This window comes from Kribbella shirazensis (genome assembly GCF_011761605.1).
GTDB classification, from domain to species: Bacteria; Actinomycetota; Actinomycetes; order Propionibacteriales; family Kribbellaceae; genus Kribbella; species Kribbella shirazensis.
Genome location: NZ_JAASRO010000001.1, coordinates 75,478 through 95,864, shown reverse-complemented (window position 1 = coordinate 95,864; position 20,387 = coordinate 75,478). Strand labels below are relative to the sequence as shown.

The window sequence follows — 20,387 nt, the reverse complement described above, 5'->3', positions numbered from 1 at the left end:
ACCTTAGAGGCCCGCCTCATGTGAGCGTGATCCCGCTGATCGGCGTACCGGGTGGCAGGTCGCGGATCTGGGTGTGGATCTGGCCGAGGATGTTCAGCGACACCACGAAGTCCAGGACCTCGACGTTGTCGAGGGTGAGTTCGCCGCCGAGCTGAGGCGGATGCGCGAACGAGTACACCTGATCCCCTTCAGGTACGACGCCCTCGCTCGCGGCCCCGAACACCAGGCCGGCCAGCAGGTACTGGTCCTGCCCGTCCTCGGTGTTCAGCTCGTCCCGCAACTCGTCCGCGCTCGCCCACGGCCGCGTCAGCGTCCCCTCGAGCGCGTCCAGCCACCAGAACCCGTCCGCCGCCTGGAAGAACACGTCCCCGAACGGCGAGGTGAACACCGGCACCTTCCCGTCCAGGTCCAGGAAGGTCCACGACTCGAGGGCGCGCGCGTACTGCTCGTCCGAGAACGTCCGCGTCAGCTCCATCGGCCGAGCTTAATCTGCACCAGGGCGAAAGGGATGTGAAAAGGAGCCACTGTGACGTTACGGTGGGCCGGTCGAGCGAGGAGGGCGCAATGACAGAGATCGCGAAATCAGGGGCGGCAGTGATCAGCCGGGCCGACGGGCGGGACGACGGCGAGGAGTGGACCGAGAACTACACCGAGCTGCCGGGTGGCGCCGGTGTCTCGCTGATCATGGAGTCGACGACGAAGGAAGGTGTCGGGCCGCGGCTGCACATGCATCCGTACGCCGAGACGTTCATCATCCGGCGTGGATCGGCGACATTCACCGTCGACGGCGAGGAGATCGTGGGCAGGGCCGGTCAGATCCTGGTGGTCCCGGCCGACACCCCGCACAAGTTCCGCACCGGGCCGGAAGGCTACGAAGCGGTCCACATCCACGCCAACTCGACGTTCGAAACGACCTGGCTGGAGTAGTTCACTCGGGTACGCGTTCGCCCGGCGGGGTGAACGCGGCCAGCACTGTCGTGACGATGTAGGGCGCCGCCTGGTCGGACGTGATCCGGCCGGCCTGGAGGTCGCTGGCGGCGCCGTGCATCACGTTGTGCATCACACTGACCAGCCATTCCACCGGCAGGTCGCTGCGGAAGACGCCCGTACTGCGGCCGCGCTCGAGCAGCCCCTCGACGCGCGCCATCGGATCGGCGTGCAACTCACGCACGCGTCCCGGCGGTAGCGACTCCTGCGCCGCGATCAGCAGCGCCCGGTACTGGTCCACCAAGTGCCAGCTCGACTCGATCAGCCGGCCCAGCGCCTCGCGCGGATCGCCGCTCAGATCGACCTTCCCGAGCGTCTCCTCGCCGGTCGCTATCGCCTGCACGAACACAGCGTCGACCAGCTCGGCCCGCGACGGGAAGTGACCGTACAGCGTCACCCGCCCGACCCCGGCCGCCTTCGCGATCTCCGACGTACTCGCGGCCGGATTGCGGCCCAGGCACTCGGCCGCCGCGGTCAGGATCGCCGCGATGTTCCGCTGCGCGTCGGCCCGCCTGGTGGTCACCGCTGTCATTCGGCCTCCCTGATCTCGAACACTACTGTACGAATTCCTCTTGTCGAACACCAGTGTACGAGTTAATCTGCGTATCAACCCGTACATACCTGTTCAACTTAAGGACGAGATCATGACTCAACCCGACCCCCGGCGGTGGCGACTGCTGGGGCTGCTCGCCGTCGCGCAGTTCATGCTGATCCTCGACGTCACCGTGGTGGCGATCGCGCTGCCGAACATCGAGACCGACCTCCAGCTCAGCCGCGAGACCCTGACCTGGGTGGTCAGCGCCTACACGCTGATGTTCGGCGGCCTGATGCTGCTCGGCGGTCGCGCCGCGGACCTGTTCGGCTCCCGCCGCGTCGTCCTGACCGGCCTGTTCGTGTTCACCCTGGCCTCACTCGTCACCGGTCTGGCGGGAAGCTCCGAGGTCCTGCTCGCCGGCCGCGTCGGGCAGGGCATCGGCGCCGCGATGCTGTCGCCGGCCGCGCTGGCCGTGGTCACCAAGACGTTCGACGCCGAGGAGCGCAACAAGGCGCTCGGCATCTGGTCCGCGATGGGCGGCGGCGGTTCGGCCATCGGCGTACTGCTCGGTGGTCTGCTCACCGCCGGCCCCGGCTGGCAATGGGTCTTCTACATCAACCTGCCGATCGGCCTGGTCGTGTTCGTCGCCCTGCTGCGGATGCTCCCGTCCGACACACCGAGCGAGCAGGCGGGACGCCTCGACGTACCGGGCGCACTCCTGGTCACGGCCGGCACCGGTACGGCGATCTACGCGCTGATCAACGCGGGCGACCGCGGATGGCTCTCGGCCGCGACACTCGGCACACTGGCCGGAGCCCTTGTCCTGTACGGCGTGTTCGCCTGGGTCCAGCGCACCGTCCGGTCCCCGCTGATGAACCTCCGGATCTTCACCCGCCGACCCGTTGCCGCAGGCACCTTCATGATCCTGGTCGCGACCGCGCTGATGATCTCGATGTTCTTCCTGGGCTCGTTCTACCTGCAGCATTTCAAGCAGTACGGCGCTCTGCGCACCGGACTGTTGTTCCTGCCGGTCGCCGTCGCCGCGATCGTCGGCGCACAGATCGCGGGGCACGTCGTCGGAAGGACCGGCGCGCGACCGATCGCGATCACCGGCTTCCTGATCACCGCGGCCGGCGTGACTGTCCCCGCGATCTGGGAGGGTGCTGCTGTGATCGTGATCGGGATGACTGTCGCGACGATCGGGCTCGGGGCCGCGTTCGTGGCGTCGTCCACCACGACGTTCGCGCAGATCGACTACCGCGAAGCCGGGTTGGCGTCCGGGATCCTGAGCACGTTCCACGAGTTCGGCGCCTCGCTCGGGGTCGCCGTGGTGTCGAGTGTGGCGGCCGCGAGCCTGGCGGGGACCGTGACGACCGGGTTCACCCGGGGCTTCACGTTCGCGGCGGTGACTGCGGCGGTGGCGGCCGCTCTGGCGCTGGTCGTCGTACCTGCGTTCAAACCTTCGAGGGGAGAGGCCCATGTCCATTGAGATCCGCCGCGCGGTGGTCGCGGATGCGGAGACGGTTCTGACCATGATGGGGGAGCTTGCCGAGTATCAGGACGAGCGCGCGGACGTGAAAGCGAGCCTCGCGGACTGGCAAGGGTTCCTTGGCCGCGAGGACGTGATCGTGCTGATCGCCGAGGTCGACGGTGCCGTGGCGGGGTACGTCTCCGCGCTGCGCCGCCCGTACCTGTGGGTCGGTGGTGACCAGCTCGCCCTGGACGATCTCTATGTCCGCGAGCAGTTCCGCGATCGGGGTGTGGGACGGGAGCTGATGCTGGGCCTCGCCCGGCACGCACTTCCGGAGCGGCTCCCGATCGGCTGGGGCCTGCGCATCGACAACACGGCCGGCTACCGCTTCTACGAACGCCTCGGCGCCAGGCTGGTCACCAAAACGGCGGCCGGCTGGTCGCCGGAGGCCTACGAGCGTCAGCTGAACGAGAGCCGTCAGCCGAGCGAGTAGGTCGCGGCCACCGGCAAGTGGTCGGACGCCAAACTCAGCGGGACCGAGGCCGCGGTCGCTACCAGCTGCGCGGAATGCAGCTGGTAGTCGATCCGCGTGATCGCGATCGGCACCGGGCTGGTGAATCCGAACCCGAACCCTTTCTCCGGCCAGGTGTCGGTCCAGTGCGTGGTCAGCGTCCTGATCTCGGTCGACGTCGGTGTCGCGTTCAGGTCGCCGACGAGCAGTGTCGCCTCGGGCGCGTCCTTCAGCAGCGCGACGATCGCGTTGACCTGCTCGACGCGCTCGCCGTCGTCGATCGTCGAGAGGTGCGTGTCGGCGAACCGCAGCGGCGTACCACCGATGTCGACCACCGTCTCCAGCAGACCGCGCTGCTCACTGCCGGGGCGCAACGGCAGCAACGTGTTCCGGGAGTCGACGATCGGGTACCTCGACAACACCAGCGTCCCGTACTGCCGCCGCGGCTTGCCGGGCTCCGGCGGATCCCAGTCCAGGTTCGCGGCGAAGACGTGGTTCATCTCCAGCCGTGCCGCGAGCCAGCCGGGCTGATCGGCCCAGTCGCTGCGCGCGTCGAAGTACCTGTCCACCTCCTGCAGACCGACCACGTCCGCCTCGGACGCTTCGATCGTCCGGGCGACCCGCTCCAGGTCGAGCCGCCCGTCGATCCCCACACCGTGGTGGATGTTGAACGTCAACGTCTTCAGCGCGGTCGCCTCCACGCCAGCAGTATCCCGGGCCTCCGGGTCAGGCCGGCTTGACGTTGTGGTTGCCGGTGAACAGGTTGGCCGGGTCGTACTCGCGCTTCACCGCCGCGAGCCGGGCGTACGTCGCCGGCGGGTAGACCGAGGCGACATCGGCATCCGCCGCGTCGGACAGGAAGTTCGCGTACGCGCCGCTGACCAGCGGAGACAGCTTGTCCCAGAGCTGCTGCCGCGCCGGACGGGTCGCCTCGATCATCGGCGGCGGGCCGATCGTCGTGGTCGCGAACATCAGCTCCGCCTGGCGATGCGCGTACGCCGTCGCGTCGTCGGCGACCCGCGCCACGGCCCCGCCGACGCTGCGGACCGCGATGACCGGAGCGCCCTGCGAGGTACCGGCCTCGGCGAGGATCCGCAGTGCCTCGGGCACGGAATCCTTGTCGACAAAGGCACTTCGGGTGACCAGCTGGATGCCCGGCGGCGGTGTCATGCCGTCCTCCAGCACCTCGGCGTACGGCGTCAGCGTGACGTCGTCGGCGATCACGGTGCCGAGTGCGCGGATCGGGTCGATCGCCTGCGCGGCGAGTTCCGCGTCGTCACCGTCGTACGCGACCTGGATCTCCAGCGGCGCCTCGGGACCGCCGAGGAACGGGTTCGCGAACGACGCGATCGAGGTGAGCTCCTCGGGTGCGGTCCGCAGGTACTCCGCCCAGCGGGGCAGCACGTCCGCGATCTCGGCGGCCGGGAACGCGATCTTGCCGAAGTGGATGTCGGTCGTCGGATGCGCCGCGAACTCGAACGCGGTCACGATCCCGAAGTTCCCGCCTCCACCGCGGACCGCCCAGAACAACTCGGGGTTCTCGTCCGCCGACGCCCGGACGACGTCACCGGCAGCGGTCACGAGCTCGACCGCGAGCAGGCTGTCCAGTGCGAGACCGTACTTGCGCACCTTCCAGCCGATCCCGCCGCTCAGCGTGAGCCCGCCGACGCCGACGCTCCTGGTGTCACCCGACGAGATCGCCAGGTTGTGCGGCGCCAGCGCAGCCGCGACCTGCCCCCAGGTCGCGCCGCCGCCGATCCGTACGACGTGCCTGTCCTTGTCGACGAGCTCGATGCCCGCCAGCTCGGCGAGATCAATCACCACGCCGCCGTCGTTCGTCCCGAAGCCTGAGAACGCATGTCCACCGCCGCGCACCGCCAGCGGCAGCCCGCTGCTCGCCGCGTGGACGACTGCCTTCCGCACGTCCTCGACGCTCGTCGGCCTGAGCATGTACGCCGGGCTGCCCCCGACCAGCACGGTCCGGCTCGCCTCGTCGTACCCCGCGTCCTCCGGCCCGACGACCTGACCGGCAAAACCTTCCACCACTGCACTCATGACTGTTCCTTCGCGTTTGCCCGAACCGAACAAACACCTGACGACCGTAAACCGGCGGATGTGACGTGACCAAACACACCTCACACTTCGGGGTGCTATTTCGTCTGGGTGGGTGGTGTCGAATTCCGGGGAGGTCGCTCGACGCAGGGGTAACGGCTACCCCTTGGAAGGACAGCTCGAGATGACAACGAACCATGCGACAGTCCCGGCCGCCGGCGTGTCCACCCGTGCTCTGCTCACCGGCGGTGTGGTCGCCGGTCCGCTGTACGTCGCGGTGTGGCTGACCCAGGCGTTCACGCGGGAAGGTTTCGACATCACGCGGCACCCGGCGAGTCTGCTGGCCAACGGTGGGCCCGGATGGATCCAGACCGTGAACTTCGTCGTGAGCGGTCTGCTCACCTTTGCCGCCGCAGTCGCGCTGCGGAGGACGATCCGCTCGTCGTCCGCGGGTTCGGCTCGTGTGCGCGGGCGGGTCTGGGGTCCGCGGTTTGTCGGGGTGTACGGGTTCGGGCTGCTGCTCGCGGCCGCGTTTCCGGCCGACCCGGCCGCGGGGTTCCCGGTCGGTACGCCGGCCGACTACGCCGAGATCAGCGCCCGCGGGATGGGTCACTTCGTAGCCGGCACGGTCGGGTTCACCGGACTGATCGCCGCGTGCCTGGTGTTCGCGAGGTATTACCGCGCGCTCGGCCGCCGTACCTTCGCCCGCTTCTCCGCTGTCACCGGCATCCTGTTCTTCGGCGCCTTCGCAGGCCTCAGCGCAGGCGCCGGAAGCCGCCCGACAATCATCGCCTTCGACCTCGCAGTCATCGTCGGCTGGACATGGCTAACCGCCCTCTTCCTGGACAAGCGGCGTACTGCTTGAACCCCGCGGTGGGAAACTGGGCCGATGATCTTCCAGTTCTCGGTTGGGACGCTGGAGTGTGTCGTGGTCAGTGACGGCCAGCCGGGCCCTCCCTGGGAGCCGCCCCTGGACGAGTTCTTCACCCCCGCCTCGGGCGTGCCGGCCGACGTACTGCGGGACGCGTGCGGTGGACGGTCGACGCTGACCTGCGGTTACAACTGCCTGTTCGTGAGCACTCCGGACGGGACCGCGGTGATCGACACCGGGCTCGGCGCGTCCTTCCTCGGGTACGGCGAGTACGTCGAGCCACTGGTGGGACAGCTCGAAGGAGGCATGACCTCCGCCGGGCTCTCACGGTCGAATCTGGCTGCGGTCGTCTTCACCCATCTTCACCAGGATCATGCGCGCGGCGCGATCTGGTCCGGGGAGTTGACGTTCCCCGCGGCCACAGCGTTCGCGCACGCCTCGGAGGTCGTGTTCTGGTCGGGGTCCGTCGAGCTCCCGTCAGCCCAGCCGCATCTCGAGGCCGCACGCGAGACCATCCGGTTGTTCGGTGAGCGGTTGCGCCCGTTCGAGTACGACGGCGAACTGCTGCCCGGCGTACACGCCGTCGCCGCCCCCGGCCACACACCAGGGCACTCCGCGATCCTCCTGCAGTCGCAGGGCGAACGCCTGCTCTGTGTAGGCGACACCTTCTACGATCCGCTCCAACTCACGAATCCCACCTGGGCGACTCCGTGGGACCTGGACATCTCCGCTTCCGTCGCCACCCGCCGCCACCTCCTCGAACGCGCCGCGGACGAGCGCATCCTCATTCACGCGTACCACCTCCCGTTTCCTGGCCTCGGGCACGTCCAACGCGACGGCCTCACGTTCGCCTGGCATCCGATCGACGGCTGATCCACGTGCGCGTGTGTTGTTCTGCAGGTCGACAGTACGTATACGTCCACTGACCGGCGATTCAGCGGTCCGTGCGGTGCGTGAGCGCGGGAAGTGGACGTATACGTACTGTCCAGATGCGGCGCGCGCCGCAGGTTGGGTGCGTCAGGTCAGGCAGGTGTGGAGGGATTTGATGAGGCGGGTGGCTCGGGGGTCGCCGTGGCCGAGCATGCGGTTGGTGGTGTAGGCGAACGCGACGCCGTACTGGTCGTCGGCGAAGGCGAACTGGCCGCCGGCGCCGTCGTTGCCGAGGCTGCGGGGGCCGAGCGTCGGCCGGAACGGGGAGTCGAGGAGGAACCCGGAGCCCCAGCGCGCGCGGCCGTCGAAGCCGAGGAATCCGGCGCCGGACGAGACCTCGCGCACCGCGTCGGTCACGGTGTCCGTCGTGAGCAGCGGCTCGGAGCCGTCGACGCCGGTGATCGCGGCGGCGTACACCCCGGCGAGGCCGCTCGCCGACGCGACGGCACCCGCTCCCGGAAGTTCCATCGCCAGCAGGTCAGGATCGTTCCAGCCGTGCGGTACGTCGAGACCGGGGAACACGAGCGCGCCGTTCATGGTCACGATGCGCATCAGGAGGTGCTCGGGATCCGGCATCTGCGGCCGCCCTTCGGCCTCCTCCAGCCGCGCGAGCGCCGGCACCTCCGCGGCCGGCAACCCGATCCAGGCGCGCAGCCCGAGCGGGTCGCCGATCGCCGTACGGAAGTACGCTCCCGGCAGCTGCCCCGTGATCCGGCGTACCACCTCACCGAGCACGAATCCGAACACATGTCCGTGGTACTCGTACGTCGTACCCGGCTCCCACAACGGCTTCTGCTCTTCGATTGCCGCGATCACCGGATCCCACGCGGCGATCTCGTCGAACGTCAGCGTCTTGTCCAGCACAGGTATCCCGGCCCGATGCCCCAGCACCATCCGGCAGGTGATCGCCTCTTTGCCTTCAGCAACGAATTTGGGCCAGTACGCACCGATCGGCGCATCCAGCTCCAGCCGCCCCTCCTGCGCCAGCAGGTGTACGACGACACTCACGAGCCCCTTCGCGCACGAGAACACCGGTACGACGGTTTCCGCCGACCAGGCCCGGCCCGGCGCCGCGTCCCCGTCCCACAGGTCGACGACCTTCCGCCCACCGGAGTACACGCTGACCGCCGCCCCCAACTCGGCGAACAACGAGAAGTTCTCCGCGAAGGTGTCCGCGACCGCTCCGAACCCTTCGTCCACCCATCCCTCGCTCATGGGCCACGACGCTAGGGCCTCAACGCTGCACGCGACGATCGAATTACGGCAGGGTCCACCTCTGGTTGAGGCCGTTGTTGCAGGTGTAGATGATGAGTCTGGTGCCGTTGGCGGTCGAGGCGCCGGTGGCGTCGAGGCACATGCCGGCTGCGGCGTTCATCAGCGAGCCGTTGGTTTGTGGGATCCACCGTTGACCGGCGGAGCCGTCACACGTCCACAGCACAGCAGGCGTTTTCAGCGTCGTACCGCGGGCCGACAAGCACTTCCCCATACTGCGGACGGTCCCGTCGTCGACGGACGGAGTCCACTGCTGGTTGACGGATCCCTTGCAGGTGTAGAGCGTCGTCGGCGTACCGTCCGCGGTCAGCGCCTGGTACACGTCGATGCACTTCCCGCCGATCCCGATCGCGGGCCCGGTGTCCTGGAACACGCCGAACTCCCAGAAGGAGTAGTAGCTCCCGGCAACGGCTCGTTGGGTCGCGACGATCCGGACGTACCGCGCGTAGTTCGGCGTGAACTCGACGTTGTCCGTCCCGCCGTTCCCGCTGATCGTCGACGAAACCGTTTTCCAGGTCCGTCCGCTTCCGGACACCTGGATCTGGTACGACTTCGCGTACGCCGTCGACAGCCAGTTCATCGTGACGCGGTTGACGATCTGCACCGACCCCAGATCGACCCGGAACCACTGCGGATCGGTGCGCGCGCTCGACCAGGCCGTGCTCATCGAACCATCGACAGCCTTCGACGCCTCACGCCCCGCCAGATAGACGCTGGAGGCAAGAGTCGGCTTGCCCAGGGCAAGGTTCCGCTTCAGGCCGTACGACGCCGTGTACGTCGAGGCCGCGGCCGGCGCCACGAAGTTGTGGTCCCGCGCACCGCCGTCCGACCACAGACCGAACCGGTAGACCTGGTTCGCCACGGTCTGCACCGGATCCGCCGACACCGAGACGCTCGCCCCGACGATCGTCGTACCGGTGAGTGGACTCTTCCCGGTCTTGTTCAGGAACGTCACCGGCAACCCGCCCGGCGAGCTGGTGAACGTCATCCTGACCGTCTTCGGATCCAGCCGCACGCTCTTCGTATCGGTCAGCCCCTGGGCGTCCCGCGCTGTCAGCTTCAACTCGAGGTACGACGGATACTCGTGATCCGGCGCCGTGAACGAGCCGCTGGCCCCGGTGAGCGACGTGATCGTGTGCGTGTGGCAGTCGCTCGGACAGTGATGCATGACCAACGCCCAGGTCAGCGCGGACCCCTGCAACGTCCCCTGCTCCGGATCCGTCGCCGAGCCGGAGAAGTTGATGGTGTCGCCAACCTTCCAGGTCGTGGCCGGGCCTGGGGCCGTGATCGTGGCGGTCGGGACCGTGTTCGAGACGTTGATCTGTGTGGATGTCGTGCTCGTCGTGGTCCCGTCCGAGACCCGCAATCGGGCGGTCTTCGTGCCGTCGGTCGTGTACGTGTACTGCACGACCGCGGCGGTCGAGTCGTCGTACACCCCGTCGTTGTCGAGATCCCACCCGTACGTGAGCGGATCGCCGTCGGCGTCGTTCGAGGCGCTGCCGTCGAACGTCACCGTCAGCGGAGCCGGTCCACTCGGCGGGTCGGCCTGGATCAGCGCGGTCGGCGGGTTGTTCGTGCCGTTGTAGGCGTAGCGCAGGATCCGGCCGTTGTCGTAGTCGACCGTGAACAGATCCCCACCCGGGCCGGTCTGAAGGCGCGTGACGCCGTACCCCGACGCGAACAGCTGGATGTTCGCGGGATCGGGCAGGCCGTTGGCGCCCGGCATCATCGCCCACACGCACTTGCGGCTGTAGTCGCTGAAGAAGAGCGCCCCGTCGTACTGCGTGGGGTAGTTGCCGCCCTTGTAGAACGACAGTCCGGAGATCGACGAGCTACCGGTGGTGCAGGTGTTTGCGATCTTCTCGGAGTGTTTGTAGGCGTAGTACGGCGCGGCGACGGCGGACGAGCCGGCGGCGTACAGGTTCTCGCAGATGTTGACGTTCGCGCCGTCGTACCCGGGTTGCCGGGCGGCACCCTCGTAGCACGGCCAGCCGAAGTTGGTGACGCCCGCCGTCGGTACGACGATCCGGTCGATCTCCTCCCACGTCGAGTAACCGACGTCGCCGATCCACAGCTCGCTGGTCCCGGGGCGGAACGTGAACCGCATCGGATTCCGCAGGCCTTGGGCCACAATTCGGCGGGCGTTCAGGTCGGCGCTGCCGATCAGCGGGTTGCCCGGCGCGGCCTGTCCGGTTTCGGGGTCGATGCGGATGATCGAGCCGTCCACGGTGGTCGGATCGGCCGGCGTCCGGAGGTCTTGCGCACGGAGCGCGCCGCCCTCGGCCGTCGGCGGCGTGAGCGTCGCGCCGACCGGCGCGGTCCCGTCGCCGCAGGGGTTGTCAGGTGTGATGTCGGACGACGTGAAGCTGTCCTGGCCGTAGTCGACGTAGGTGAAGCTCGCGCCGTCGCCGCCACCGGCGTACAGCATCCCGTCGGGGCCGAACTCGATCGAGCCGATCGAGTGGCTCGGGTACACCTGGCACCAGTCCTCGACGAGCACCTGCTCCGCGCCGTTCGCGTTCAGGACCGAGAGCCGTGCGCTGACCTGGCAGCCGTCACCCGTCGGACCGGGCGGCGACGGGCACGGGTCGGCGTCGGTGTCCGGCGTACCCCACTTGGGCGTCGGCCCACCGATCAGGCCGTCGTGCGTGTACAGCACGTAGACGCGTGGATCCGTGGGGAAATCGGGATGCAGCGCGAGGCCGAGCATTCCGCGGTCCCAGTAGTTGTGCACCTCGGTGCGCAGATCGGCGTACACGCTCGGCGCCGGGTCGTCGAGTGAGTCGAAGACCTTGATCAGTCCGCTCTTCTCGGCGACGAACACGCGGCCGTCCGGCGAGAACGCGACGTTCGTCGGGTCCTTCAGTCCGGTGAACACGACCTGCTCACCGAAACCGGTCGGCGTGACAGCGGCGCGTGCCGGCGCGGTGACGGCAAGCGGCAGTACGACGAGCAGCATCAGTACGGCACACAGCGTGGACAGCGCACGGCGCAGCCACTGGGCAGAAATCCTCACGAAGCCCCCCAGGCCCAAACTCCGGTACCCGTCCTCACAAACCCCCTGCGGGCACCCGGATCCGCGCCAGGATGACCGCAAGTCGCCGTCCCGCGCAAGACCCGGCATGTATTCGTGTCGAACACTCCACCGGTTGGTCACTGCGCCGGTCGGACCGGGCACACTGGGCTAGGCCCTGTCTGGTAGTCCAGCGGAACTCGTCAAGTCGGAGCGCCCGGGTAACCAGCAACTAAAGCGAGCCCTCGATCGGTCAACGCAGACGACCAGCCCCTACGACCTAGCAGCTGTAGATGAGGTGGGTGACGCCCTGGCCGGCGATGATCTCAGGGTTGGACAGGGCGAGCTGGTCGCTGATCCCCGTGAGCATCGGTGTGCCGGCGCCGAGGATCAGCGGCACCAGGTCGAGGCGGATCTCGTCGAGCAGCCCGGCCGTGATCGCCTGGCCGACGGTCGAGCCCGGGCCGACCCCGACCGCCTTGTCACCGGCGACCATTCTCGCCTGCTCGATCGCGCTCTCGATCCCGTCGGTCACGAAGGTGAACGGGGTTTCGGTCTCGATCGGCTCGTCCGGAGCGCGGTGGGTCACCACGAACACCGGCAGCCCGCCCGGATGCTTGCCGTCCCAGCCGTTGGTCATGTCGTAGAGGGTGCGGCCGACGACCAGCGCTCCGGTGCCCTCCATCATTTCGCGCAGGTATGCCGCCGTCGCCGCGTTGGTGCGATAGATCAGCCGCTCCGGATCCTCCGACGGCGTCTCGACGTCGCCGGCTCGGCACCAGGCGAACAACTTGTCGAACCCGCTGTGCCCGGGGCCGGCGATGAATCCGTCCAGGGATACCGATGCCTGGGTGAAGACCTTGCTCATTTCAGTCCTCCTCGCGCCCCGCTGAGGGGGCGACCTTGGTGTGCGCGACCCTTGGGTCGAGCTAGCGTGCCATCCCAGGGGGCCTGGGCGGATGGTGCGAATGAACGAAATCAGGGTTCCTCGACCCACAGTGAACGGGTCGTCACGATCAGGGCGAGCAGTGCTGCGGCGCCGGCGCCGTACGCGAGGCCGGTGTAGCCCCAGGTCGTTACCACCGTGCCGGCAAGCAGTGCGCCTCCCGCAGCGGTCAGCAGAGCCAGAAAGTCTGCGGCGCCTTGGACCTGGATCCGCTTGGCCGGTGTAGTTGCCGTGGTCAACTGAACTGATCCGGCGACATAGCCACAGGACCAACCCAAACCCAGCAGGACCAGCCCGAGGGTGACGGCTGGTGCATGGTGTTGCGGGGCTGTTGCGAGCAAGCCCGCGGCCAGCAGTTCGAGTACGAGCCCGGCACTCAACAGCAGGGCAGGCCCTCGCCGATCAACGAGGTAGCCGACCAGCGGTCCAGGCAGGAACATGGCAGCCACATGTACGCCGAACGCCAGGCCGACCACGTTCAGGGTCGCTCCGCCGTGGTGCAAGTGGATGGCAGCCATGTTCATCAGCGAGATCATGATTCCGTGGACTGTCACCAGGCCGACGATCGCTCGGCGGGCTGACGGATCACGCAGCGCCGCCCAGATCGAAGCGAACCGTCGGCCTGTCGTCCGCAGTACTGGACACTTGTACTGCGAAGGCCCAGGGCGTAGGCCGAGCAGTACCGCTGCTGTGCTGATCCCCAGGCCGGCGGCTACGACCAGGAATTGGCCGCTGTACAAGGGCAAGGAATCCGTTAGTCGCTCGGTAAGCCCGGCCAGCAGTGGGCCGACCGTGCCGCCTAGTGCGGATACAAGGGTTATCGCGCCGATCGCTTGCCCGTACCGGCTTCGGTCGGTCACTTCCAGCGCGGCGAATCGTGCTTGCATGCCGGCGGCGCCTGCTGCACCGATGGCTAGTCCGCCAGGCAACAGCAGCAGGTAGCTGCCCGCTGCTGCGCCGCTCACCACGAGCAGGGCACCGAGCATGCCGGTGAGGTAGCCGAAGGCGATGCCTATCCGCCGGCCGTAGCGTTGCGAGAGGGCGGCCAGCGGGATGCTTGCGACGACAGCGCCGGTGGCGATCGCGGTCTGGGCGATTCCGGCGCTCACTTGTGAGCCGGTGAGCCGGTCGGCCATGAGGGAGATCACTGGCCCCGGCATGGTCATCACCAACGAGTTGACCGCCGCTACCACCATCAACACCCGAGTCATTCGCAAGGCCGCCCCACCGGGCGCGGTCGTGGGGCGTGTCCTCAGTTCGGTCATCGCGCGCCGCCCTCCGGTGGTTGTTGACTGCGCGTGGTCAGCTGATGCCGCTGGAGACGTCGACGAAGCCGCCGGTAATGGCTGCGGCGCGATCCGAGACGAGGAAGGCTGCAGTGGCGGCGACCTGCGCCACCCGGGGCGACCGACGCAGCGTCCGCATCCCAGCGAGGGTCTCCTGGAGGCCGCGGAGCCCGACCTCGTCGAGTTGCAGGTTCGGGTTGACGGCCGCGAGCTTCGCCGGGGTCAGTGCGTCCTCGACGCCCGAGGTCCAGATCCCCAGCACCCGGACCCCGTGCGGACCGACCTCGGCGGCGAGGTTGCGGATGAAGGTGTCGATCGAGGCGTCGGCCGGACCGGTGCCGCCCATCATCGGGCTGCCGACGGCCGACCCGCTGTTCAGCGCGAGCACCACGCCGGAGCCCTGCTTGACCATCACCCGCGCGGCGGCCCGGGCGGTGATGAAGTTCGTGGTGAGTCCGTTGGTGACAGGCCGGACGAAGTGCTCGGCGGTCATGTCGAGCAACGGCGTGCCCTGAGCATCGCCACGGGTGGCCAGGTTCAGCGACACGTCGAGGCTGCCGCCCTGCTCGGCAACGACCTGGACGTGACGGTCGACCGCCTGCTCGTCATAGGCGTCGAGTACGGCGACGTCGGCGGTACCTCCGGCCGCAGCGATCTCCGCCGCCACCTTCTCCAGGGTGTCCGGTGTCCGCCCGGCCAGGAAGACCCGGGCTCCTTCCCGGGCGAACTCCAGCGCGACCCCGCGGCCGATCGAGCCGCCGGCGCCGTACACGATCGCGTTCTTGTTCTGCAGCAGCATTTCGGTACTCCTCGTCAGAAGGGTTGTCGTACGACGTACAGCTTTCTGCCGCTCCCGGGGGCCGGACATCCGTGGCGACCACCTGCCGACCACCTGCACACCACGTGTTCGGCACCCGGTCGGACGGTCGGTCGCGAACCTGGAGCGGGGCATGATGGGGCAGTGACCGGGAGTCCAGTGACTGAGCCGTCCGGGCGTGAGGCGGAGGTCCTCGCCGCGATCGGAGCGGGGCTGTCGAACGCTCGGATCGCGAGCCGTTTGCACATCTCGATCCGTACCGTCGAGGGACATGTCTCCTCGCTGCTGCGCAAGTACGGCGTGAGCAGCCGCAGCGAGTTGGCGGCGCTGTCCGGTACCGGGGCTGCGGGTGGCGCGCCGACCCCGGGAATGATCATCGGCCTACCGCCGGCCCGGACATCATTTGTCGGGCGGGTCAGGGAACGGGCCGAGCTGCTGGACCTGCTCGCGTCTGCCCGCCTGGTGACACTGCTAGGACCGGGCGGCATCGGCAAGACTCGGCTGGCCACGGTGGTGGCGGAGGCGGCGGGTCCGACGTACCCGTTCGGCGGGGTGTTCGTGGATCTCGTGCCGGCGCAGGATGGCTCGGTACCACAGGCGGTGGCGGCTGCCCTGGAGGTGGCCGAGAGCCCGGGAAAGTCGCTGGAGGCCGCGATCATCGGCCGGCTCGAGCGCGGCCCCTTCCTGCTGGTGCTGGACAACTGTGAGCACGTGGTGGACGGGGTCGCCGCCTTCGCGGACGCAGTACTGGCTGCCAGTCCTGGCACCACGATCCTTGCGACCAGCAGGGAGCGGCTCGCCATCCCGGGAGAGCAGACGTATCACCTCGGGCCGCTTCCTTTGGACTCGGACGCCGAGCAGTTGTTCGCGGATCGGGCCGCGGCGGTGGGTCCGGATGACGCCACCGATCCAGCGGTGGTGGCCGAGCTGTGTGCTCGGCTGGATGGGTTGCCGCTCGCGATCGAGCTGGCGGCTGCGCGGCGGCGGGCGATGGGGGAGCTCGGCCTGGTCGTGGGCCTGGGGGACTCCTTGCGGCTCCTTGCAGGTGGTCGCGGCTCGACGGTGCGGCATCGGTCTCTTCGTTCGGTCATCGGCTGGAGCCATGACCTGCTGGATGCGGACGAACAGCGGTTGCTCCGGCGGTTGGGGGTGTTCGCCGGTGGGTTCGATCTTGCGGCTGTGGCCGCGGTCGCGGAGCTGGAATCAGCGTCGGCGGCTGACCTTCTTGGCCGGTTGGCTGACCAGAGCTTGCTGATCCCGGCCCAGGCCGGCGGCCAGTGGCGGATGCTGGCGACCATCCGTGCGTACGCGGTCGAGCAGCTGCGCGCCAGCCGGGACTACGCCGACACGCTCGCTCGGCACCGCCAGTGGGCGATCTCCGTGGCGGATGACCTGCGAGACCGCTTGGACGGCCACTGGGAGAGCGATTTCGACGCTGTCGCCGACGACCTTCGCGCCGCTCTTGCCACCGACGACGCGGATGGCAAGCTGCTGACGCATCGCTTGGCGCGAGGACTGGGGTGCTTGACGTTCGCCCGTAGGTTCTTCGCCGAGGCCGAGCAGCACTACCTGGCTGCGGCAGAGTGCGCGCCGACGGCGGCGGAAGCGTTGCTGGACAGCCGGAACGCGGCTGCGGCCGCCTTGAAGGTATCTGGCCGGACGCAGGCGAGCCAGCACCTTCTGGCCGCCGCAGAGCGCGCTGGCGATGATGCGAACGTTCGCGCTCAGGCGCTGGCTCTCTCGGTGAGTCTGATGCATCGCTACGGCGCCGAGCACACCGAAGTCACCGCGGACCGTACGTCGGCGCTACTGGCGACGGCGCGGGGACTCTTCGACGGTGCGGGCGATCCCACGACCCGGGCGATGATCGAGGCCGCGCGTGCCTGGAATGCGGCCCCCGACCTGACGCATCCAGCACCCGACACCGGGTTGGCTCGGGTCGCCGTGGACGCCGCGCGGGATGCAGGCGACCCGGTGCTCCTCCTGGGAGCTCTCGACGCTCTTGGCGGGGCGGTCGCCGGCGAAGGTCGGCTGGCCGAGGCCCACCTGATCTCCCAACAACGACTGCCCCTGCTGGCCGAGATCCCTCGGCACGAACCGTACGCGGAGATCGAGGTCGTGGATGCCCTCCTGATGGCAGCCACTCACGCAGTCGGTGCCGCCGACTACGCGGCCGTGCTGGCCGGCTCGTACCCGTTCATGGAAGCCAGTAAGGTGCTCGCCCTCAGTTGCACGGGCCGGTTTGCCGAGGCTACCGGCATCGCGGAGTCAGAGTGGGAGAACTGGATCCGCAACGGTTCACCACCACTGCGCTGGATGTCGCCGCAGGCGGCCGCGGCTGCGCTTGTCCACGGCCTGCTCGGGCATCCGAAAGAGGAGGAAAACTGGCGGGCGCGCGCACTGGAGATCGCGAGGGTCACCGATGCGGCCGAGGTTCCGCATCTGGCCGCCATTGACGCGTACGTCGACGCCCGCTTGGCGATCCATCGTGGATCGGCCGCGGACGTGGAGGACCTGGTACGCCGTGCCGTGGCCGACCTGCCGGAGCCCTGGTACGCGCCGTACGCCAAGGTCGCTGGTGTCGAACTCGCCGTGGTGGCCGGCTTGCCGACGGCCGCTGACCTCCTGGGGGCCGCCGGGTCCGTCCGGACGACAAGCGACTGGGCAGCTGCGGGCATTCTCCGCGCGGAAGGCAGACTGACCGGCGACCTGTCGGCCTACACCGAGGCAGCTGACCTGTACGACGGGATCGGTGCCCGGTTCGAGCGGGCATGCACCTTGCTGCTGCTGCCGGACCGCGCCGCTGAGGGGCGGGCCGAGATGGTCGCCTTGGGAGCGACCATTGCTGTCGACTGGAGTGCGGGCATCCATTGGCCGGCGCGGTGCCACAACCAGACAGGACCTAGATGATCCGCAGTGTCCGCGCGTTGCCGACCGGGCCGGGCGTGTACCGGTTCCGCGACGACGGCGGGAAGGTGCTGTACATCGGGCGGGCGCGGAACCTGCGCCGTCGCGTGCAGTCGTACTGGGTGAACCTCGGCGACCGCCCGCATCTGGCGCGGATGGTACGGCGGATCGCCCGGGTGGAAGGTGTCTGGTGCGACTCCGACCACGAAGCGGCATGGCTCGAACGCAATCTGCTCGAGCATTCCAAACCGCGCTGGAACCGCGTCGAGGGTGGCGCGGAGGTGGTCGGTTACATCCGCCTCGACGACGGATCCAGACCGGGCTTGCGTTTCGAGCACACGGTCCGCGGGAAAGCGCTGCATTTCGGGCCGTACCTCGGCGGACTGCGGATCCGGCAAGCGATTTCGGGGCTGCATCGGGTGCTGCCGTTGCAGTACACGGTCGAGGGTGATGGGTCGGCGGAGGAGTTCGGCCGGCTGTTCGGGATCGGTCCGGGGGACCGGGAGGCGCTGGCCCGGACGGCGATCGCCGTACTGGAACGGGATCCGGCCGCGGTCGACGCGTTGCGGGCCGAGCTTGTACGGCGACGCGATCGGGCGTCGGCGGAATTGCGGTACGAGTTCGCGGCGAAGGTACAAGGGGAGATCGAGGCGCTCGACTGGATCGTGGCGGAGCAGAAGGTCGCGTGGCTCGAGCCGCGGGACGCGGAGGTGTACGGGTGGGCGGACGGCGTGCTCGTGCGGTTCGAGCTGCGGGCGGGGCGGATGTGCACGTGGACGCAGCGCGCGGTGGGGGAGACGACGGCGCGGGAACGGGTGGCCGCGACGCCGGAGCTGTGGCGGCCGTTCGCCCGCCGGAACGCGGAGCTGGCGGCCCGACTGCTCAGTCAGTGACTTCCTGATTACCTAACATGTCGGCCATGACACAGCCCCCGGTCCCACCGGCTCCGCCTGCTCAGCCGCCGTATCCGCCGGGTCCTCCGCGCGGGACGCGGGGACCGGTGCTTTTGATCGTGGGTGGTCTCGTCCTGTTGCTCGTCATCGTGATCGCCGCCGCCGTGGTGCTGATCGTGAACCGCGCCGACGGCAACCCGACCGCCAACCAGTCCACTCCAACCGCCCGCACCAAGCCCTCGGATCCGGCCGCCGTCGAGTTCCGCCGCGTCCTCTCGGCAGCCCCCGGCTCCTGCCCGACGCCCGCACCGGCCGGTACGGCGTGCGACGACGAAGGGATGCGGTACAAGGTCGGCAAGGTCGAGCTCGACGGCAGCAACGTGTCCGAGGTGAAGGTAGCGCTCGACGCAGGCTCGAGCGGCTGGTACATCACCGTCAACCTCGACCCGGAAGGCGCCAAGCTGTTCGGGAAACTGACGGCGGGCCTCGCCAAGCAGACCCCACCCACGAACCAACTCGCCATCCTGGTCCGCGGCCGGGTGGTCGCCGCACCCACCGTCCAGTCCGAGATCTCCGGCGGCAAGCTCCAGATCACCGGCTCCTACACCCGCGATACCGCCGAGGCCCTGGTGGCCAAGATCACCGGCTAGCTACGACGTACTCCGCCGTACCGGGGTACTTGAACCGCACGATCGCCTGCGGAAGCGGCCCGGGCCATGCCGAGTGCTCCACGCGACGGTAGGCGAAGAACCCGTTCTTGACGGTGGCGACGCCGACATGACCATCCGCGGTCTCGACCGTCACGCGAGGTGGCGTCCCACTCGGTACCGGACCGAACACGCTGGTCACGCTCGACCCCGGAAGCGCCCCGCGACCGTTGGCGGCGCTCTTGCGAAGCACGATGCCGTCGTTCTTCGCACGGCCCGGTACTTCGGGGAGCTTGGTGCCGTCGCCCCGCTGGGTCGTGCAGAACGCGATGAGGTTCGGATCGTCGGGTGATCGGTAGACCAGAGACATCCCGAAGGTGTCCTGGACGTACAGCACGAGCTGCCATCGGTTCCACGCGGGAACCCCGGTGCCGTCCGCGGTCGTGCACGTGCCGCTCGAACCGCCGGGGACTACCGACGGCATGGTGGTCTCGGGCGTGACAGGTAGCTCGGGCGAGCGGTTGATCGTGTAGGTGGTGACCACGCTCGCGGCCGCGACCACAGCGAGTGTCGCCACCACACCGGCCGTACGGCGACGCCGTACCTGGCGGCGGCCGTCCCGCACCAACGCGTCCACGTCGGGCGTGTACGGTGCCTCCTCGTCGACGGCGGCGGACATCAGGTCCTTGAGTTGATTCGTCACGTCAGGCTCCCAGTTCCGCGGGGTCGAGATCGGCGAGCGCCGGGTGCGTACGGAGCTTCTCGAGCGCGCGCAGGGTCTGACTCTTGACGGTCCCGGGGCGGCAGCCGAGCACGTCGGCGGTCTCGTCGACGGACAGCTCGTCGAAGTACCGCAGTACGACGCATGCTCGCTGCCGGTCCGGAAGTCCCGCGAGCGCCTCGGTGATCATCAGGCGGTCTTCGATCCGGCCGACGTGATCGGCCGGATCGGCTTGGGCGGCGAAGTAGGAGGCGCCGCCCACGAGTTCGCCGCTGGACCGGCGGCGGAGTGCGTCGAGGGTCGTCGAGACGACGACCTTGCGCGCATAGCTGACCATGCCCTTCTTGCGGTAGAGCCTCGGCCAGCGGCGGTACAGCCGGAGCAGCGCCTCCTGCGTCGCGTCCTCCGCGCGCCGCCGATCACCGCAGAGCAGGTACGCCGTTCGCCACATCGCGTTGGCGTGATGGGTCACGAAGTCGGTGTAATCGCTCTCCGCCTCGCTGTTCACTCCGGCCTCCTCATCTCGCG

General features: G+C 68.7%; 19 protein-coding genes. 8 read left to right on the top strand and 11 right to left on the bottom strand.

The genetic code is table 11. The features are described 5' to 3' along the window. Nucleotides 1–16: 16 nt before the first annotated feature. Complete coding sequence (locus tag BJY22_RS00425; RefSeq protein ID WP_167203199.1) at nucleotides 17–475, bottom strand: T6SS immunity protein Tdi1 domain-containing protein; 459 nt, start codon at nucleotides 473–475, stop codon at nucleotides 17–19. An 89-nt stretch (nucleotides 476–564) separates the two neighbouring features. On the opposite strand from BJY22_RS00425, the gene BJY22_RS00420 reads away from it, so the two are divergent. Further along, nucleotides 565–927 carry a cupin domain-containing protein gene (locus tag BJY22_RS00420; protein WP_167203198.1) on the top strand — a complete coding sequence of 121 codons (363 nt, stop codon included), beginning with the start codon at nucleotides 565–567 and terminating at the stop codon, nucleotides 925–927. A 1-nt stretch (nucleotide 928) separates the two neighbouring features. On the opposite strand, the gene BJY22_RS00415 is transcribed toward BJY22_RS00420, so the two are convergent. After that, nucleotides 929–1,519, bottom strand: a complete 591-nt coding sequence (locus BJY22_RS00415) for a TetR/AcrR family transcriptional regulator (protein ID WP_167203197.1) — start codon at nucleotides 1,517–1,519, stop codon at nucleotides 929–931. Nucleotides 1,520–1,631: 112 nt separating this feature from the next. Here BJY22_RS00415 and BJY22_RS00410 point away from each other — a divergent pair, with 112 nt between their 5' ends. Then, complete coding sequence (locus BJY22_RS00410; RefSeq protein WP_167203196.1) at nucleotides 1,632–3,011, top strand: MFS transporter; 1,380 nt, start codon at nucleotides 1,632–1,634, stop codon at nucleotides 3,009–3,011. Then, nucleotides 3,001–3,486, top strand: coding sequence for a GNAT family N-acetyltransferase (locus BJY22_RS00405; protein ID WP_167203195.1), 486 nt, complete (start codon nucleotides 3,001–3,003; stop codon nucleotides 3,484–3,486). Before BJY22_RS00410 ends, BJY22_RS00405 begins: the two co-directional genes overlap by 11 nt. On the opposite strand, the gene BJY22_RS00400 is transcribed toward BJY22_RS00405, so the two are convergent. Together BJY22_RS00400 and BJY22_RS00395 are read right to left on the bottom strand one after the other, a co-directional pair. Beyond that, nucleotides 3,471–4,205, bottom strand: a complete 735-nt coding sequence (locus BJY22_RS00400) for an endonuclease/exonuclease/phosphatase family protein (RefSeq protein WP_167203194.1) — start codon at nucleotides 4,203–4,205, stop codon at nucleotides 3,471–3,473. The two genes, BJY22_RS00405 and BJY22_RS00400, sit on opposite strands and share 16 nt — an antisense overlap. Before the next feature lie 25 nt (nucleotides 4,206–4,230). Continuing rightward, the gene (locus BJY22_RS00395) at nucleotides 4,231–5,559 is read right to left on the bottom strand and encodes an FAD-binding oxidoreductase (protein ID WP_167203193.1); all 1,329 of its coding nucleotides are present in this window, start codon (nucleotides 5,557–5,559) and stop codon (nucleotides 4,231–4,233) included. A 181-nt stretch (nucleotides 5,560–5,740) separates the two neighbouring features. On the opposite strand from BJY22_RS00395, the gene BJY22_RS00390 reads away from it, so the two are divergent. Further along, complete coding sequence (locus BJY22_RS00390; RefSeq protein WP_167203192.1) at nucleotides 5,741–6,421, top strand: DUF998 domain-containing protein; 681 nt, start codon at nucleotides 5,741–5,743, stop codon at nucleotides 6,419–6,421. Nucleotides 6,422–6,445: 24 nt separating this feature from the next. Next, nucleotides 6,446–7,300 carry an MBL fold metallo-hydrolase gene (locus BJY22_RS00385; protein ID WP_167203191.1) on the top strand — a complete coding sequence of 285 codons (855 nt, stop codon included), beginning with the start codon at nucleotides 6,446–6,448 and terminating at the stop codon, nucleotides 7,298–7,300. A gap of 144 nt (nucleotides 7,301–7,444) precedes the next feature. Here the strand turns inward: BJY22_RS00385 and BJY22_RS00380 are convergent, their stop codons facing one another. The 5 genes from BJY22_RS00380 to BJY22_RS00360 form a co-directional block, all read right to left on the bottom strand. Next, a complete protein-coding gene (locus tag BJY22_RS00380; RefSeq protein ID WP_167203190.1) occupies nucleotides 7,445–8,572 on the bottom strand; it encodes a serine hydrolase domain-containing protein in 1,128 nt (375 codons plus the stop codon). Nucleotides 8,573–8,615: 43 nt separating this feature from the next. Continuing rightward, complete coding sequence (locus tag BJY22_RS00375; RefSeq protein WP_167203189.1) at nucleotides 8,616–11,645, bottom strand: PQQ-dependent sugar dehydrogenase; 3,030 nt, start codon at nucleotides 11,643–11,645, stop codon at nucleotides 8,616–8,618. 277 nt (nucleotides 11,646–11,922) lie between these two features. Next, nucleotides 11,923–12,510, bottom strand: a complete 588-nt coding sequence (locus BJY22_RS00370; RefSeq protein ID WP_167203188.1) for a dihydrofolate reductase family protein — start codon at nucleotides 12,508–12,510, stop codon at nucleotides 11,923–11,925. A 110-nt stretch (nucleotides 12,511–12,620) separates the two neighbouring features. Continuing rightward, nucleotides 12,621–13,784, bottom strand: coding sequence for an MFS transporter (locus BJY22_RS00365; protein WP_272954851.1), 1,164 nt, complete (start codon nucleotides 13,782–13,784; stop codon nucleotides 12,621–12,623). A 106-nt stretch (nucleotides 13,785–13,890) separates the two neighbouring features. Further along, nucleotides 13,891–14,673 carry an SDR family NAD(P)-dependent oxidoreductase gene (locus tag BJY22_RS00360; RefSeq protein WP_167203186.1) on the bottom strand — a complete coding sequence of 261 codons (783 nt, stop codon included), beginning with the start codon at nucleotides 14,671–14,673 and terminating at the stop codon, nucleotides 13,891–13,893. Between the two features lie 177 nt (nucleotides 14,674–14,850). Between BJY22_RS00360 and BJY22_RS00355 the strand changes: the two genes are divergently transcribed. From BJY22_RS00355 to BJY22_RS00345, 3 genes are all read left to right on the top strand, one after another. Beyond that, on the top strand, nucleotides 14,851–17,601 hold the full coding sequence (locus BJY22_RS00355; RefSeq protein WP_167203185.1) for a LuxR C-terminal-related transcriptional regulator: 2,751 nt from the start codon (nucleotides 14,851–14,853) through the stop codon (nucleotides 17,599–17,601). Further along, on the top strand, nucleotides 17,598–18,491 hold the full coding sequence (locus tag BJY22_RS00350; protein WP_167203184.1) for a GIY-YIG nuclease family protein: 894 nt from the start codon (nucleotides 17,598–17,600) through the stop codon (nucleotides 18,489–18,491). The genes BJY22_RS00355 and BJY22_RS00350 overlap by 4 nt, the downstream gene beginning before the upstream one ends. A gap of 107 nt (nucleotides 18,492–18,598) precedes the next feature. Continuing rightward, on the top strand, nucleotides 18,599–19,141 hold the full coding sequence (locus BJY22_RS00345; protein ID WP_167203183.1) for a SecDF P1 head subdomain-containing protein: 543 nt from the start codon (nucleotides 18,599–18,601) through the stop codon (nucleotides 19,139–19,141). Here the strand turns inward: BJY22_RS00345 and BJY22_RS00340 are convergent. Next, nucleotides 19,131–19,841: a hypothetical protein gene (locus BJY22_RS00340; protein WP_167203182.1), complete on the bottom strand. Its 711-nt coding sequence runs from the start codon at nucleotides 19,839–19,841 to the stop codon at nucleotides 19,131–19,133. The two genes, BJY22_RS00345 and BJY22_RS00340, sit on opposite strands and share 11 nt — an antisense overlap. A gap of 1 nt (nucleotide 19,842) precedes the next feature. Further along, nucleotides 19,843–20,367, bottom strand: a complete 525-nt coding sequence (locus BJY22_RS00335) for a SigE family RNA polymerase sigma factor (RefSeq protein ID WP_167203181.1) — start codon at nucleotides 20,365–20,367, stop codon at nucleotides 19,843–19,845. Nucleotides 20,368–20,387: the final 20 nt, after the last annotated feature.